Source organism: Aliinostoc sp. HNIBRCY26 (assembly GCF_050235535.1).
GTDB lineage: Bacteria > Cyanobacteriota > Cyanobacteriia > Cyanobacteriales > Nostocaceae > Trichormus.
On the sequence record NZ_CP189852.1, the window covers coordinates 800,592 to 816,542 of the forward strand.

Consider the following 15,951-nt stretch of genomic DNA (forward strand, 5'->3'; position numbering starts at 1 on the left):
AAACGCCCCGCTACCGCTAACAGCACCGGCTAAACGCCGCGCTACCGCTAACAGCACTCACCACTAAAAAGGCAACTTATCCAATAAACCCAATGACCAACTAATAAAAAATCCCAAAACGCTAACTACCGCCAAGATGGTCAACATATAACCTTGAGATTGACCGGAAATGCTGTACTTTAAGCCTTGTCCGCTTAAAATCGCGGCAAATCCCACTAGGTTCACTAAACCATCCACTAAATAGCGATCGCTCCAAGCGGAAATTTTCGATAGGATGGCGACAGCACTAACTATTGTGAGGCGATAAATCCGGTCAATGTAAAAGTCATACCCCAATAAATCCTGCACCATCCGCCAAGCCATGACTCTTGATCTCGACCAAGCTTTATGCAGATAAATGGTTGAACCAACTACTACACCAGCTACCGTAGAAGAAACCAATACTAAAACTACATACCAATCAATACTTTCCCAAGCAGGTAGCAAGTACCATTGCTGGAGCATCAAAGGTAAGAGTAAGGTCACAATTGTCAGCGATACCATTGGGAAAGCCATCGGCCAGCCTACTTCCGGGGCGCGGCGGGTTTTTTGTTGCGGTTTACCCCAGAACACTAATCTAAATACCCGTGTCAGGTTGAGAGCTGTTAAGCCGTTAACTAAAATGAGAATGGCAATTACCCAAGGACTCACTCTCACTAAACCATCAGCCCAAGATAACATTGCCCAAAAACTGCCTAGTGGTAGTAGTGTTACCATTCCGGCTGCACCCACTACATAAGCAGTGGTAGTGGCTGGCATTTTTGACCATAAACCACCCATTTCAGTTAAATCTTGACTTTGGGTGGTGAAAATCACAGAACCAGAACTCATAAATAATAATGCTTTAGCGATCGCATGAGTTAACAGCAGCATCAAAGCCACGCCACCCTGCTGTAAACCCACCGCTAAAAATACTAGTCCCATGTAAGCACTAGTAGAGTGGGATAAAGCCCGCTTAATGTCAGTCTGCGCCAGAGAAACTAAACTTGCTCCCACGGCTGTCACACCGCCGATAATTAGCAAAGCATTCAAAGCAACAGGTGAGAGAGCTAAAATTGGTTGCAACTTGTACAATACATAAGCACCACCCGCTACTACCAAGGAGTTCCGCATCACTGAAGCTGGGTTAGGGCCTTCCATTGCTTCATCTAACCACAAATGCAAAGGAAACTGAGCGCATTTCCCTGCTGGCCCCGCAATCAACGCTAAACCCAACAAAGTGGCAGTTAATGGGTTTAAATTCGCCGTCTGCACCCACTCATATAAATCAGAAAAATTCAAACTTCCCGCTAAGGTAGACAGGGTGACAACTGCCATCAGCAGCATTAAATCACCAACTCGCTTCGTCCAAAAAGCATCTCTAGCTGCCGTCACCACTAAAGGCTGTGCGTACCAAAATCCCACTAGCAAGTAAGTAGAAAGTGTCAGTACCTCCAAAAGCCCATAGGTGAGAAACAAAGAATCACTAATTGCTAAACCACTTAATGCGGCTTCAAAAAATCCAATCAATCCAAAAAACCGTGCTAACGCCCAGTCCTTTTCCATGTAGCCCAAGGCATAGATTTGCGCCAGCATACTCAGTCCAGTAATTAATACTGTTGCCCCAATACTCACTACTGAAAATTCCAACGCAAAAGATAAATTGAAATCAGCCGCTTGAAACCAAGTAATAATCCAGGTTTCTTGTTCTCTGTTCCAAATATCCTTAAAAACCAAGAGGCTATGAGCAAAAGCCAAAAGGGTAGTCAACAAGTTTAAATATGCCGCCGGTCTAGGCCCCGTCCTGCGGATGATTCCTAATGTCCACGGCAAGGTAAAAAGTGCGCCTAATAGACTATAAAAAGGCACACACCAACTTGTTGCAAATAGAAACTCATTCATTTAGATTTCCCTTGAAGACTCAGCCTTAAATTTTCCTAAAACCCTTAGAATAATCATTTACTAAAAAAAAATAAATTGTGCTAAAAACTAGGTTTTTTTAACTTTTTTCTTGAATCTGGATATCCGGTAGGTTTAACTTCCTACCCCTTTATAAAACTGCAATGAAACTCAAATTAATTGCGGAGAAAGCATTTTTATTGTGCATATTTTGGCTCTTTTAATGTCTTCATTTCTACTTTTAGAACATACTTTTATAAAAGTTATTTAAAAAACTTATGTGTTTTTTATTCAGTCTTGATCCATACTACAAAACGAGGGAAAATCAGAGACTACACAATTTATAGACTCCTATTGTTCCCCTCTAGACAGGATTAACCTAGACTTATGAATATCTTTTCCCAAATGTAATAAAAAAATTATAAAGCACAAGTGGTTGCTCTAGTAATCCGTGAACTTTGATTGAACAGATCACAGGTACAAAATTTTGTTAAGTTTTTTAAAACTTTTTTATTATAAACTATTATACTAATTTATGTTGCCAGGGGAGCCAAGCTTTTCTATGCTTAATTTGGAAGTGTTTTTTAGCTCAAGATGAGCTTCCCCGTCAAAATTTTCTTTTCCTCGGTACTGATTGGATTAATTTTTTAGGAGACATGGGATGCCAATTGCAGTTGGAATGATTGAGACCAAGGGATTTCCCGCAGTAGTAGAAGCAGCAGACGCAATGGTGAAAGCTGCGCGCGTAACTTTGGTAGGATATGAAAAAATCGGTAGTGCTAGAGTCACCGTAATTGTGCGCGGAGATGTATCTGAGGTACAAGCCTCAGTAGCAGCAGGTATTGAAGCAGCTAGAAGAGTTAATGGTGGTGAAGTTGTTTCAACTCACATCATTGCCCGCCCCCACGAAAACTTAGAATACGTCTTACCGATTCGTTACACGGAAGCTGTGGAACAGTTCCGTACCTAAAAGGCAGAGTTAAAAAAAACTCATTAACGGGGTTGCCTTCTTGAGCATTACATACAAGTCCAGAAGCTAAAAAACTTAATTTCAGGAATCAAAGCAAATGTCGATCGCAGTGGGAATGGTAGAAACGCTAGGCTTTCCAGCAGTAGTAGAAGCAGCAGATGCGATGGTGAAAGCTGCCCGTGTAACGTTGGTAGGCTACGAAAAAATCGGTAGCGGACGAGTAACTGTAATTGTCAGAGGCGACGTATCAGAAGTACAAGCCTCAGTAGCAGCAGGTGTTGAATCAGTTAAGCGTGTCAACGGCGGACAAGTTCTGTCTACTCACATCATTGCCCGTCCTCATGAGAACTTAGAATACGTCCTCCCAATTCGTTATACCGAAGATGTAGAACAATTCCGGGAAAATGTGAACGCAATTCGTCCCTTCGGTAGAAGACCATAATTAGTAATGCAAATTGCCAAAGTACGTGGCACAGTAGTTAGCACACAGAAAGAGTCTAGTCTTAGAGGTGTGAAGCTACTGTTGTTGCAATTAGTAGATGAAGCAGGCAACCTCCTGCCCAAATACGAGGTAGCAGCAGATAGCGTAGGCGCAGGAGTTGATGAATGGGTACTCGTAAGTCGTGGTAGTGCGGCGCGTCAAGTACCTGGGAATGAGCAGCGTCCCTTGGATGCAGCAGTCGTGGCGATAATTGATACTATTCACGTAGAAGATCGTCTTATTTACAGCAAGAAAGACCAATACAGGTAGTTAACAGTCAACAGCCAACGGTCAACTTCCAGTTTTATTGACTATGGACTATAGACTATTACCTAAATCTTAATCAGGAGGAATCTCGCGATGGCAGTCCGCAGCACGGCGGCTCCCCCAACCCCGTGGTCAAGGAGTTTAGCGGAACCCAAAATCAATGAAACCGCATTTGTACACTCTTTTTCCAACATTATTGGGGATGTCTACATAGGTGCAAATGTAATTGTTGCCCCAGGTACTTCAATCAGAGCCGATGAAGGTACACCTTTTTACATTGGTGAAAACACCAATCTTCAAGATGGTGTAGTGATTCATGGTTTGGAGCAAGGCCGAGTCATTGGTGATGATGACCAAGAATATTCGGTATGGGTGGGCAAAAATGCCTCTATTACTCACATGGCATTGATTCACGGGCCAGCTTATGTTGGTGATAACTCGTTTATTGGTTTTCGCTCAACAGTATTTAATGCCAGGGTAGGAGAAGGCTGCATTGTCATGATGCACGCTCTAATTCAAGATGTGGAAATTCCCCCTGGAAAATACGTACCCTCTGGTTCGATTATTACCACTCAACAGCAGGCCGATCGCCTCCCCGATGTTCAAGACCAAGACCAAGAATTTGCTCATCACGTCATTGGCATCAACCAGGCTTTGCGGGCAGGATACCTTTGTGCTGCGGATAGTAAGTGTATTGCACCCATTCGCGCGGAAACAGCTAAATCTTATACAAGCACTAAAATTAATGTCATAGAAGTAGGAAGGAGTAGTGAAGTGGCAAGCAATAGCCTGGGTGCAGAAACCATCGATCAAGTACGTTACCTATTAGAGCAAGGTTATAAGATTGGCTCAGAACACGTAGACCAAAGAAGATTCCGTACAGGTTCTTGGACAAGTTGCAAACCAATCGAAGCCAGAACAGTACGTGACGCAGTAGCAGCTTTAGAAGCTTGTTTAGCTGACCATAGTGGTGAATACGTCCGTTTATTTGGCATTGACCCCAAAGGCAAACGCCGCGTACTAGAAACCATCATTCAGCGTCCTGATGGTGCAGCTGGCTCAACAGCCTTTAAAGCCCCCGCTAGCCGCACAAACGGTAGCTACAGCAGCAATGGTAATGGTTACAGCAACGGTGCTACTAGTGGTAAATTACCCGCAGAAACCGTACAGCAAATTAGCCAACTCCTCGCAGGTGGTTACAAAATCGGCACAGAACACGTAGATGAACGCCGCTTCCGTACAGGCTCTTGGAATAGCTGTAAGCCCATTGAAGCCAAAACCACAAATGAAGTAGTTTCCGCCCTAGAAGAGTGTATTGACACCCATCAAGGCGATTATGTACGACTGATTGGCATTGATCCCAAAGCGAAACGGCGGATATTAGAAACTATTATTCAACGTCCCAACGGACAGGTAGCACCTGCTAGCACCCAAAAATCAGTAGCAAGTGCGCCATCCGCCACAGCCACAGCCACAGCTACCAGCACAAGATTGAGTGCAGAAGTAGTAGATCAAATCCGGCAAGTTCTCGGTGGTGGCTACAAACTGAGCATTGAACACGTAGATCAAAGAAGATTCCGCACAGGTTCTTGGAGTAGCACCGGCCCCATCGCAGCTACCTCCGAAAGAGAGGCGATCGCAGCCGTAGAAGCTTCCCTAGCTGAATTCGCAGGTGAATATGTTCGCTTAATTGGTATTGACCCCAAAGCCAAACGGCGGGTGTTAGAAGCAATTATTCAGCGTCCATAGGTAAGAAGGAATGGGGTTAGGGCAATAGGCAAGAGATGTAACCAATGCCCAATGCCCAATCCCCAATGCCCCAATTGATATTCGGCTTCCGAGGTTAAAATTTCCATGTCTGTGCCGCCACTGCGCCTCCACAACAATTTTGATTCCTACATTAGTGGCGAGGTGACGATTCATCCTAGTGCAGTTATTGCCCCTGGGGTGATACTCCAAGCGGCCGCAAACAGTAAGATTATCATCGGGGCAGGAGTATGTATTGGCATGGGGTCAATTCTCCAAGTTGATGAAGGTACTATCGAAATCGAACCAAGTGTCAGCTTGGGGGCAGGTTTTTTGATGGTTGGTGCAGGCAAAATAGGGATGAATGCCTGTATTGGTGCAGCTACAACGGTGTTTAGTTGTTCTATAGAAGCAGGTGCAGTAGTGCCACCAGGTTCGATTTTGGGTGATGTTGGTCGGCAAATTAAGGTGCAGGAGCAAGAGCCGACACAGCAACCCACAGATAACCCACCTGCTGCAACTACTCAAAAGCCGCAGGAGCCAGAGAGCAAAGTGATTAGCTCCACTAGCATCTCAGCAACTTTTGTGGAATTCCACCACCAGTCTACATCTGTACCAGAATCATCAGCAGTGCCAGAAACTCAATCTGCTACTGTAGAGGAAGAGCAACCTGACTCTACCCAAACACAACTCAGCCCAGAAGATTCAGTATCGGATGAAGCCGCTAGTGCATCTTCTAATAGTTTCGGAACTCAAATTTACGGACAAGGGAGTATTCAAAGACTACTGGTGACATTGTTTCCCCATAGACAGTCCTTAAACAACCCCGTCTCTGACGATAGCTCTGAGTAAGTGTTAATTTGTGAGTATCCTGGAGGATTCACATGGAGACATATAATCAAAGGTCTATTAGCACAAACCAAAGTAGCCGTCGTCAAGAGAGCTTCAAGGATACCGCCCTGGGGTTAGTATCCACCCTCAGTTTCCCGGCGATTGTAGGCACTGCGGACATGATGCTAAAGTCGGCTGGAGTGCATTTAGTCGGCTACGAAAAAATTGGCAGTGGCCATTGTACTGCGATCGTCCGTGGTGGAATTGCGGATGTCCGTCTGGCTGTGGAATCTGGCGTACAAACAGCTGAACAATTTGGTCAATTAGTTTCTAGCCTAGTTATTCCTCGCCCCTTCCCTAACCTAGATGTAGTTTTGCCTATTACCAATAGGCTCAGTCAGTTTATGGAGGAGGGTCAACAAAGCCGCCTCAGCAATCAAGCGATCGGCTTAGTGGAAACTAGGGGCTTCCCTGCAATGGTGGGTGCCTGTGATGCCATGCTGAAGTCAGCAGATGTACAGCTAGCATCCTATGAAAAAATCGGTGCAGGTCTGTGTACAGCTATTATTCGTGGCTCAGTAGCTAATGTTGCTGTAGCAGTAGAAGCAGGAATGTATGAAGCAGAACGCATCGGGGAGTTGAACGCCGTGATGGTTATCCCTCGACCCTTAGATGAATTAGAACACACATTACCAATTGCTAGTTGCTGGATTGAAGAACGCCAACCATTAAAATTGGCAGTAAATATTAGAGAACAAGTTGCAGAAAGGGAAGTGTTAGTATTGCCCGATTTAGTTAAATTACCCGTCAAGGTTACTGAGGAAGTATGGAACGATGAATGATGAATTATGAACGGCACAATTAGCAATGAGTATTTAAAAAAATTCTCATTAAGAATTCACAGTTCAGTATTCAGCATTCATCTTGCAGCTGGAAGGCATCTTACGCTTTGCTTGTTGTTTTGATGATAACTTTTCTACACCATAAATAAAATAATTTTCTTCTGATAGCGGGGATAGAGTTTTATCTATAATAAACTCAGAACTTTCGTATGAGTAAAGCTCTATCATTTGCAAGTATTTAGTGATACTAGTTTTAGTATTGATAAATCGCTATTAGAGGAGAATCACCCTTGAACCAAGCGACCCTACACCAGTTAAAAGTGTTCGAGGCAGCAGCTCGACATGGCAGTTTTACTCGTGCTGCGGAGGAGCTATTTCTCACCCAACCTACTGTATCGATGCAGATTAAGCAACTGACAAAATCCGTAGGTTTGCCCCTATTTGAACAAGTAGGAAAACGTTTATATCTCACAGAAGCGGGAAGAGAATTATTTGCTACCTGTCGGCAAATTTTTGATACCATCGCCCAGTTTGAGATGAAAGTTGCTAACTTAAAAGGTCTCAAACAAGGACAGTTACGCTTGGCAGTAATCACCACGGCAAAATATTTAATTCCCCGTTTATTGGGGCCGTTTTGTCAACTTTATCCCGGCATCGAAATTTCTTTAAAAGTTACCAACCATGAAGGCATTTTAGAGCGCATGGTGAGTAACATGGATGACTTGTACATCATGAGTCAAGTGCCAGAAAATTTAGATGTCAATTGTGACCCATTTTTAGATAATCCCTTAGTGGTATTTGCACCGCTTAATCATCCCTTAGCTAAAGAAAAAAACATCCCCATTGAACGGTTAGCCAATGAACCGTTTATTATGCGTGAACCAGGTTCAGGAACACGCCGAGCCGTGCAGAGTCTTTTAGACGAACATGATGTGAAAGTCAAAGTTAAGCTGGAATTAGGCAGTAACGAAGCCATTAAACAGGCGATCGCAGGCGGTTTAGGCATTTCGGTTTTATCTCGGCATACCCTGTTAACAGATACCGAATTCAGCATTTTAGATGTACAACATTTTCCCATTAAGCGGACTTGGTATATGGTTTACCCAGCAGGTAAACAATTATCGATTATTGCTCAGACTTACTATGAGTATTTGCTGGACGCAGCTAAGAAATTTGTAGAGCAAACAGAGCATAACATAGCACCAAATGTCAGTGTGGTTTAATTAGTTGTCGAGAATTATGACTTTGAGGAGAGAGGAAACAAAATAAGCTGTTGTAAGCTTTAATTTGCATCTTGAAGATTCGCAGGAGGCAGAGGGCAGGGTGCTAGAGAGAGAGTTTCCAGTGTAGGGGTTGACGAGATATACCCCCAACCTTAAAAATTAACCAGCAGAGTCATTTAACACAGGAAAAACTGGCAGTGGTTAACCCGGAAACAGCTTCTTGGCAAAAAACAATACAAAGTCAGATTGTATCTGTGACGGTTTACAGTGACAAAGCCCTGGTAACAAGACAGGGTAAGATGCTCCTCACAGGTTCAGAACGGGAACTCGTCATTCCTTCCTTGCCAGTGACTCTAGAACCTGAATCCGTCCGTGTGGGTGGTAAAGGTACAGTAGGAGTAAAATTGTTGACTGTAAGTTGCGATCGCATTTACACCACTGAACCAGTCGCCGAAAGAGTAGCCCAGTTAACCAGACAAATTCAACAATTAGAAACCGAAAAACGCCATCTCCAAGCCCAGGTAGACGCTTTAACTCTCCAATCTCAATTTATTGCAGGTTTGCGGGAAAAAACCGAAGAACCCTTTGCCCAAAGCCTATCACGGAAAAACCTCAGTCTCAGCGAAACCCTAGATTTTTTGAATTTCTTGGGTAGCCAGTATAGTGAGTATGCGATCGCCTCTGCTGAATGTCATAGTCAACAACAAGAACTCGACAAGCAAATTCAAGTTCTGCGCCAGTCATTAAAAAACATTCAAACACCCCACTCCCAAGAAAGCTTTAACTTAGTTGTAGGTGTAGAAGTAGCCCAAGCAGGGGAATTTGAGTTAGAGCTATCTTACATGGTCAACCGCGCCAGTTGGCAGCCTTTATATGATTTGCGTTCCCACATCAGCAACAAAACAGTCAACCTCAGCTACTTAGCACAAATCACGCAAAACACTGGTGAAGATTGGCAAGATGTCAATCTCATCTTATCTACCGCTAAACCAGGTTTAGGAACACTTCCACCTAAATTAGATCCTTGGTATGTAGATGTAATTGCTCCTCCAGTCCTATCAATGGCAAAACGCAGACTAGCAAGTCCATCCTTGCCAGCGATCGCCCCCAAGGCTGCTATGAATGATGAAGATATGCTCACCCCAGAGGAAGCAGAAGACGAGATGATTCCAGCAACCAATATGGGGACAGAGGTAGCCAAAGAAGGAAGTATTGTCACCTTTAAACTCCAGGCTGGTGGAAACATCCCTAGTGATGGCGCGCCCCATAAAACCACCATTTTTAATGATGACTATCCTTGTGATTTTCAGTACGTCGCCATGCCCAGATTAGTCAGCTTTGCTTATTTAGAAGCCAGCGTCAAAAATAATCCTCAAGGGGCGACTTTATTGGCAGGTACAGCCAATATTTTCCGCGATGATATGTTTGTTGGGACAACTGAATTAGAAAACGTCGCACCAGGACAAGAATTTACCCTGAATTTAGGTATTGATGAAGGTTTAAAAATCGAGCGAAATTTAGTTGAACGTCAAGTAGACAAAAAACTAATGGGTAGTCAACGCCGCACAACTTACGCCTATCGATTAGTCATTACCAATTTACTCAATCAAGAAGCCCATTTAAAGTTAACTGAACAACTACCAATTAGCCGCAACGAGCAAATTAAAATCCGCCTCCTGCGTAGTACCCCACAAATCCCCGTAGGTGAAATGGGGCTTCTAGAATGGCGTTTAACTATTCCACCCCAACAAAAACAAGAAGTATATTATCAGTTCACTGTTGAGCATCCACCGGAGTTAAAGGTGACAGGATTGGAGATTTAAGTTAGTGCTGAGTGCTGAGTGCTGAGTGCTGAGTGCTGAGTGCTGAGTAATGAGTAATAAGTAATAAGTAATAAGTAATAAGTAGTGAGTGCGAAGAACATCTACCTTGTCTACCTTGTCCCATTCCCAATGCCCCATGCCCAATGCCCTACGCCCAATACTATAAAATTTGCGTAAAATCCAGGATATCAGGCTGGACTCAATTATAATATCGGTAAAAATAAACACTGTCATCGCATCAGATGCAGACAATTTATGAGCAGGCTATTAATTAAAGCTGTAGGCTTAATTCTACTTTTAACAGGTATCTATTTCCTGGCTCAAAACGTCATATTTTTTAGCGGTTATTATTCGTTTTCTCAGAGATTACCGACAACCGCTTCAGTCTTGTCAATGATGGCGGGTGCGTTGTCTTTGATATTTTTCCGTCGGGAAACTGGTAACTTGGGTTGGGTTTTGTTGGCTGTGGGCTTTGTGCTGGTGTTTTTAAGTGGGGGAATATTTTTTAAATCTATTAGCTTGTGGAATTTGTTTTTGGCATTTGCGGCTATGGCTGGGGGATGGAAATTATTTAGTGGAGGTAGAATCGACTTTTAGTTTTATTTCATGTGAGGCTTAGTAACTTGCGCTCGCTCTCTTCATATTCTTCATCGATAGAATATAAACGGTATCATCGCCAATCTCTTTACAGAATTTAACTATAAAGGCGATCGCGCCACCATCATCCAAACTCTGATTTGTGATATGGTTTGGGTAAACATACCCAATAGACGAGAAAATTATTATTTATTGGCTACAACCTCAAAATGTTTGGCTAACTTTGAGGCTACTATTACAATGGAGACTATTGAGCAATTGAGGAAAACGAATGACCCAAGTGGTTCTAGGAGAAAATGAAGGAATCGATTCTGCTTTACGTCGATTCAAACGCCAAGTATCTAAGGCTGGTATATTAGCCGATGTTAAGTATCATCGGCACTTTGAAACCCCGTTAGAAAAGCGCAAGCGCAAAGCAGTGGCAGCAAGACGCAAAAGACGTTTTAAATAAACCAAATTGGTTTGGTACGTGTGTTGCTTGAGGAAAATCACCTGGAACAGCAACATTTAGTCGCCACTAACTATTTTTGAAAAGAACTAAACAGGATGTGCCGCACCCCAGATGGGGTGTGAGTATATCGCTGTTAGCTTAAATCAGAGTATCCAGGGTATTCCACCCAGATTTTCGATTTGAGATTTTGGATTTAAAGCAAACAACCAATTCAGCAGTTAAAAACTAAATTGAGTGTATCAATTTAGCATCGCATCAAAACAATTAACTCCTGAACTGGTAGCAAAAATCAACATCCCTACCCTATTTAAAAGAATTTAACTAATTGCATATTCGTTAATTCTATACGTCCCCAGTCCCCAGTCCCCAATAACAGCAATATTGGACGGAAAAAAGCAGTATTATCGGAAAAGTATTCACAGTGACGTAATATTAGCGCAACAAAACCGCCATAAACGATATCTAGAGTAGTAGTAATTAAATCTACTCTTCTAGAAACCTATGGAAAACCAAGTAAATCAAAAATCTCAAACATTAGATAGTAAACATCATAATTACACACCCTGGAAACAAGCCGCCGCTTCCCTATCACTAGTGTTACTAGGTTCGGGGATGACTTTAGCCGGTGGTTACATAGCTGGAAATCACCAGCAGTTAGCCAAGAGTGCGTCTAATTTGGCGGTGAGTCGAGTTGATGCAGCACCACCTTTACCAGCTATCACAGACGCTAATTTCGTCACTCAAGTAGTGCAGCAAGTAGGCCCTGCTGTGGTGAGGATTGAAGCTTCTCGCACTGTCAAAACTTCTGTACCAGACGAGTTTAATGATCCTTTTTTCCGTGAGTTCTTTGGTTCTCGGACACCCCAAACCCAAGAAAGAGTACAGCGCGGTACTGGTTCTGGTTTTATTCTTAGCAAAGATGGTAGTATTCTTACCAATGCTCACGTTGTAGATGGTGCTGATACAGTCAGAGTCATCCTCAAAGATGGACGAAGCTACCAAGGGAAAGTATTAGGTAAAGACGAATTAACTGATGTTGCAGTCATTAAAATCCAGGCTGAGAATTTACCGACGGTAAAATTGGGTAACTCCGATCAACTACAAACTGGAGAATGGGCGATCGCTATTGGTAATCCTTTAGGCTTAGATAATACAGTTACTACAGGTATCATCAGTGCAACCGGACGCTCTAGTAATCAAATTGGCGCACCAGACAAGCGAGTAGAATACATTCAAACTGATGCAGCAATTAACCCTGGTAACTCTGGCGGCCCCTTGCTGAATGCGCGAGGTGAAGTCATTGGGATGAATACAGCTATCATCCAAGGCGCGCAAGGATTAGGTTTTGCTATCCCCATTAAAACAGTAGAACGCATTTCCAACCAATTAATTGCCACAGGTAAAGTTGAACACCCTTACTTGGGTATTCAGATGGTCGGTTTAACGCCACAAATAAAGGAAAATATTAACTCTGATCCTGATAGTAATTTGAGCGTTGATGAAGATCAAGGCGTTTTAGTAGTCAAAGTTATGCCTGGTTCACCAGCAGCGCAAGCCGGAATACGTGCAGGTGATGTGATTCAAAAACTCAATGGTCAATCAATCACTGATGCTAACAGTATCCAACGAGCTGTAGAAAATAGTCGCGTTGGTGGACAGTTGCAATTAGAGTTAAAACGCCAAGGTCGGAATCTTAACTTAGCCGTCCGTCCTGGTGCATTTCCCACAGAGCAATTACAATAGCGAGTTTCAGGGAATAGGGATGTAACCCAATGCCCTATTCCCAATTTTTAACGCACTAACAAATACCGTAAACCAATCGCTAACAAAAAGATCCCATAGAGTTTTTTCATGGTTTCACTGGTAATAAATGGTTGATTGGCAAACATTGCTCCGAATAGATTACCAATAACTAAACCAATAGCAATAATTACCGCATATTTAATATTAATGTTGCCGCTACGCTGGTAAACAGCTGCGCCTAGAATACCAATAGGTAGGATTTGTGCCGCTATCGACGTACCAGTAGCAAATTTTTGATCCATCCCCATTAATAACACCATTGCTGGCACCATAATTGCACCGCCACCAATGCCAAACATTCCACCTGCAACGCCAGCCGCCAATCCAATTAGCAACAATTGAATGAGTAAATTAGACATGGAAAATAGTTGATTTTTTGTTGACTATAGTTATCCTAAATCATTCGTGGTTGACCAGAACTCTGAATTTTTATCATAGTGAGTTATTACCTGATCAATACTTGGTAATCAAGGGGTGTTATATCAAGTCGATTTTAGATGAAACTATAGCTTTAGGCAGCATACCATGTACTCCTTTGTTGGGGCTATTGACTACTTGAGTGATACGAAAATTGACGGCTAAACTACACAAAACATAGGCTTCTTCTGGTGATAAATTCAAAAAATTCTTGAGAAAATCAATCATATTGTTAAGGGCTATTTCTAAAGCTGTGTCTAATGTAGGGGCAAATCCCATTGTGATAATATCAGTCGGTGTTTCTGCAATGGGTGTTGTGATGGGCAAATCTTGACGTAATTTAATTTGAATTCGACCATTCATAGATGTTTCAATAGCGGTGACGTTTACTTCCCCATCTCCTTGTGCGGAATGTCCATCACCAATGGAAAATAAACCACCAGGAACGAAAACAGGTAAAAATAGGCGAGAGCCTGCTTGCAATTCACGGTTGTCGATATTACCACCATAATAGCCAGGCGGAATAGACGATCGCTCACTTTCTGGGGTAGCGACACCCAAAATCCCGAAAAAAGGCTTGATGGGAATTTTAATGCCACTCCCAGGCGGGAATTCGGCTATATTGTTGACTAAATCTAGAGGGATAAACCGTAAAGCAGGTTGGGTGAATTGATTTGGCAATGCTCCCCAGCCGGCACGAATAGCATTAAACCCAACTGGTAAACTAGGTGCGATCGCTTCTAATCTGATTTCTAGAACATCCCCTGGTTTTGCATCTTGGATATAAATTGGCCCTGTGAGTAAATGCGGCCCCGCCGCAATTTTGCGTTCTGAGGGTAAATTTTTGCAGATATCTAGAAATTCGGGTGTGACAAATTCCGGTGGTGCTTGCTCATGAATGTAGTAACCCGTATAGGTTTCTAAATCAATAGTGTCGCCAGAATTAATAGTTAGCGCAGGTTCTAGCAGGTGAGAAAAACCCCCTAAATGCACAGTTGATTTCGTAGCTTTTAAAACATGGTGGGTCATGACCGCTATATTGGCTTTCTTCAGTATTATTGGCTAGAATAGCGGATTTATGGTGATTTTAGATATCTCCAACACTTAACTATAAAAATCAAAAACTTACCACATTGAAATCATCAGTATATGAACAAAAGCCATGCTGTACATGAGTTTGCTATCTCTACTAACTAACACCGACAAAATTGAGCCTGACGGAAATTCATATTGCCAAAAATTTACACTGTATATTTTATTTACGTAAAAATGAATTTTTGTTTAAATTTGCCCCAAACTAGATATTAATAAGGTAGTAAAGGTAACAATCCCTACTATATTTGACCAGAGGAAAGAAGTGTTTTTACTTACTCAGGATTGGAGCTTTATTTACTTTCTAGCGCAAAGCGACTCAAGTTCCGGCAGTGCGGTTGGAAGTTTAATTTATTTAGTAGTATGGCTTTTTGTCTATCTTTTTACTTCCTACTGCTTTTATTCAATTTACCAAAAGCTAGGGGAAAGTAACGCCTGGTTTGCTTGGGTTCCTATTCTCAACTATTGGGTGATGTTAAAAGCGGGCGATCAGTCTCCCTATTGGACTATCGGACTTTTTATTCCCCTTGTGAATCTTGTCGCTTTAGTATTCTTGATTATGGCCTTTGTTAACATTGTCAAAAAGTTAGGGAAAAATCCTTGGCTAATTTTGTTAATGATTATTCCCATCGTTAACTTTGTTATTTTATACAACTTCGCTTTCGGTTAATTAATTCACTAATCAAGGAGAAAATAAGGAATTAAAATATTTAAGTATCAAAAAATCAATGATGAATACCTTTATTTTAATTCCTTAGATATTTCTGTAACTGAGGGTGAGTTAGCTAGAAGTTTTGGGAATTGCTGCTGTAATTTGACGTAGCATCATCACTTGCCAGTAAGGAACAGGAGCAAGTAAAACAGTACCAGTACCTTCAAAGGTATTAACTAAAAACTCCCCAGAAGTCATTGAACCTAATAGAGATTTAGTAGCTTTTTCTACGCGATAATTGATGTTACTTGTACGAGCGATCGCAAAATTTCCATCTACTACTAATCGTTCATTTCGCAAGTTCACCACCTCTACAGGGCCTTGCGCCACCATCACTACTTTACCTCTCCCTTTGACTCTAGTTTGAAATAAACCTTCGCCACCAACTAAGCCAGAAATTAATTTATTTCGCTCTACTCCCACCTCAATACTGCCATCACTCGCCCAATAAGCACCACTGTCTAATACCCATTCATTTCCATCTAATTCTAAAATGTAATATCCAGACAAGGAAGGCTCTAAATATAATTCGCCTGTACCAGTATAAGTGGGGCGAAAAATGTTTTCTCCCGTAGCTAGAGATTTCAGAAATCCTCCGGCTGAGGGGGCTTTTGATTGCATAGTAACATTACCACGCATATAGTACATTGCACCCGATTCCGTCCGCACTGTTTCGTTTTGTAAAACTACTTTAACTAAACGTAAACTTTCCCGTTCAATAATTTCAAAACTTGCCATTGCACTTTCCTGGTTTTACAAAGGTTGCAGAATGCACCTAT

Annotated in this window: 16 protein-coding genes; 12 read left to right on the forward strand and 4 right to left on the reverse strand. The window is 42.3% G+C overall.

The window, feature by feature from the left end; all coding sequences use genetic code 11:
- Positions 1–63: 63 nt before the first annotated feature.
- Positions 64–1,920 (reverse strand): NAD(P)H-quinone oxidoreductase subunit F, encoded by a 1,857-nt coding sequence (locus ACQFX9_RS03390; RefSeq protein ID WP_427160706.1) that lies wholly within the window; start codon positions 1,918–1,920, stop codon positions 64–66.
- Positions 1,921–2,578: 658 nt separating this feature from the next.
- Here ACQFX9_RS03390 and ACQFX9_RS03395 point away from each other — a divergent pair.
- The 11 genes from ACQFX9_RS03395 (at position 2,579) to ACQFX9_RS03445 (ending at position 12,891) form a co-directional block, all read left to right on the forward strand.
- On the forward strand, positions 2,579–2,887 hold the full coding sequence (locus tag ACQFX9_RS03395; protein WP_010995042.1) for a carbon dioxide-concentrating mechanism protein CcmK: 309 nt from the start codon (positions 2,579–2,581) through the stop codon (positions 2,885–2,887).
- A 97-nt stretch (positions 2,888–2,984) separates the two neighbouring features.
- Complete coding sequence (locus ACQFX9_RS03400; protein WP_010995041.1) at positions 2,985–3,329, forward strand: carbon dioxide-concentrating mechanism protein CcmK; 345 nt, start codon at positions 2,985–2,987, stop codon at positions 3,327–3,329.
- 6 nt (positions 3,330–3,335) lie between these two features.
- Positions 3,336–3,638, forward strand: a complete 303-nt coding sequence (locus ACQFX9_RS03405; protein ID WP_427160707.1) for a EutN/CcmL family microcompartment protein — start codon at positions 3,336–3,338, stop codon at positions 3,636–3,638.
- Positions 3,639–3,728: 90 nt separating this feature from the next.
- Positions 3,729–5,384: a ribulose bisphosphate carboxylase small subunit gene (locus ACQFX9_RS03410; protein ID WP_427160708.1), complete on the forward strand. Its 1,656-nt coding sequence runs from the start codon at positions 3,729–3,731 to the stop codon at positions 5,382–5,384.
- Between the two features lie 105 nt (positions 5,385–5,489).
- Positions 5,490–6,233: a transferase gene (locus ACQFX9_RS03415; RefSeq protein ID WP_427160709.1), complete on the forward strand. Its 744-nt coding sequence runs from the start codon at positions 5,490–5,492 to the stop codon at positions 6,231–6,233.
- A gap of 32 nt (positions 6,234–6,265) precedes the next feature.
- A complete protein-coding gene (locus tag ACQFX9_RS03420) occupies positions 6,266–7,054 on the forward strand; it encodes a BMC domain-containing protein (protein ID WP_427160711.1) in 789 nt (262 codons plus the stop codon).
- Between the two features lie 290 nt (positions 7,055–7,344).
- On the forward strand, positions 7,345–8,277 hold the full coding sequence (locus tag ACQFX9_RS03425; protein WP_427160712.1) for a LysR substrate-binding domain-containing protein: 933 nt from the start codon (positions 7,345–7,347) through the stop codon (positions 8,275–8,277).
- Positions 8,278–8,474: 197 nt separating this feature from the next.
- Complete coding sequence (locus ACQFX9_RS03430; protein WP_427160713.1) at positions 8,475–10,100, forward strand: mucoidy inhibitor MuiA family protein; 1,626 nt, start codon at positions 8,475–8,477, stop codon at positions 10,098–10,100.
- A 255-nt stretch (positions 10,101–10,355) separates the two neighbouring features.
- Positions 10,356–10,697 (forward strand): hypothetical protein, encoded by a 342-nt coding sequence (locus tag ACQFX9_RS03435; protein WP_427160714.1) that lies wholly within the window; start codon positions 10,356–10,358, stop codon positions 10,695–10,697.
- Between the two features lie 271 nt (positions 10,698–10,968).
- A complete protein-coding gene (rpsU, locus tag ACQFX9_RS03440) occupies positions 10,969–11,148 on the forward strand; it encodes a 30S ribosomal protein S21 (RefSeq protein WP_008226419.1) in 180 nt (59 codons plus the stop codon).
- Positions 11,149–11,649: 501 nt separating this feature from the next.
- Entirely contained in the window at positions 11,650–12,891 is a 1,242-nt protein-coding gene (locus tag ACQFX9_RS03445) for an HhoA/HhoB/HtrA family serine endopeptidase (RefSeq protein ID WP_427160715.1), read from the forward strand.
- Positions 12,892–12,938: 47 nt separating this feature from the next.
- Here the strand turns inward: ACQFX9_RS03445 and ACQFX9_RS03450 are convergent, their stop codons facing one another.
- Positions 12,939–13,310, reverse strand: coding sequence for a TSUP family transporter (locus tag ACQFX9_RS03450; protein ID WP_427160716.1), 372 nt, complete (start codon positions 13,308–13,310; stop codon positions 12,939–12,941).
- A gap of 118 nt (positions 13,311–13,428) precedes the next feature.
- Positions 13,429–14,397 (reverse strand): acetamidase/formamidase family protein, encoded by a 969-nt coding sequence (locus ACQFX9_RS03455; protein ID WP_427160717.1) that lies wholly within the window; start codon positions 14,395–14,397, stop codon positions 13,429–13,431.
- A gap of 328 nt (positions 14,398–14,725) precedes the next feature.
- Between ACQFX9_RS03455 and ACQFX9_RS03460 the strand changes: the two genes are divergently transcribed.
- A complete protein-coding gene (locus ACQFX9_RS03460) occupies positions 14,726–15,130 on the forward strand; it encodes a DUF5684 domain-containing protein (RefSeq protein ID WP_427160718.1) in 405 nt (134 codons plus the stop codon).
- A 111-nt stretch (positions 15,131–15,241) separates the two neighbouring features.
- On the opposite strand, the gene ACQFX9_RS03465 is transcribed toward ACQFX9_RS03460, so the two are convergent.
- Positions 15,242–15,910, reverse strand: coding sequence for an AIM24 family protein (locus ACQFX9_RS03465; protein WP_427160719.1), 669 nt, complete (start codon positions 15,908–15,910; stop codon positions 15,242–15,244).
- Between the last annotated feature and the right edge of the window lie 41 nt (positions 15,911–15,951).

What these genes read in the sequence shown, in the direction of transcription:
- ACQFX9_RS03390 (WP_427160706.1), bottom strand. Translation starts at nt 1,920, where the DNA reads ATGAATGAGTTTCTATTTGCAACAAGTTGGTGTGTGCCTTTTTATAGT.
- ACQFX9_RS03395 (WP_010995042.1), top strand. Translation starts at nt 2,579, where the DNA reads ATGCCAATTGCAGTTGGAATGATTGAGACCAAGGGATTTCCCGCAGTA.
- ACQFX9_RS03400 (WP_010995041.1), top strand. Translation starts at nt 2,985, where the DNA reads ATGTCGATCGCAGTGGGAATGGTAGAAACGCTAGGCTTTCCAGCAGTA.
- ACQFX9_RS03405 (WP_427160707.1), top strand. Translation starts at nt 3,336, where the DNA reads ATGCAAATTGCCAAAGTACGTGGCACAGTAGTTAGCACACAGAAAGAG.
- ACQFX9_RS03410 (WP_427160708.1), top strand. Translation starts at nt 3,729, where the DNA reads ATGGCAGTCCGCAGCACGGCGGCTCCCCCAACCCCGTGGTCAAGGAGT.
- ACQFX9_RS03415 (WP_427160709.1), top strand. Translation starts at nt 5,490, where the DNA reads ATGTCTGTGCCGCCACTGCGCCTCCACAACAATTTTGATTCCTACATT.
- ACQFX9_RS03420 (WP_427160711.1), top strand. Translation starts at nt 6,266, where the DNA reads ATGGAGACATATAATCAAAGGTCTATTAGCACAAACCAAAGTAGCCGT.
- ACQFX9_RS03435 (WP_427160714.1), top strand. Translation starts at nt 10,356, where the DNA reads ATGAGCAGGCTATTAATTAAAGCTGTAGGCTTAATTCTACTTTTAACA.
- rpsU (WP_008226419.1), top strand. Translation starts at nt 10,969, where the DNA reads ATGACCCAAGTGGTTCTAGGAGAAAATGAAGGAATCGATTCTGCTTTA.
- ACQFX9_RS03445 (WP_427160715.1), top strand. Translation starts at nt 11,650, where the DNA reads ATGGAAAACCAAGTAAATCAAAAATCTCAAACATTAGATAGTAAACAT.
- ACQFX9_RS03450 (WP_427160716.1), bottom strand. Translation starts at nt 13,310, where the DNA reads ATGTCTAATTTACTCATTCAATTGTTGCTAATTGGATTGGCGGCTGGC.
- ACQFX9_RS03455 (WP_427160717.1), bottom strand. Translation starts at nt 14,397, where the DNA reads ATGACCCACCATGTTTTAAAAGCTACGAAATCAACTGTGCATTTAGGG.
- ACQFX9_RS03465 (WP_427160719.1), bottom strand. Translation starts at nt 15,910, where the DNA reads ATGGCAAGTTTTGAAATTATTGAACGGGAAAGTTTACGTTTAGTTAAA.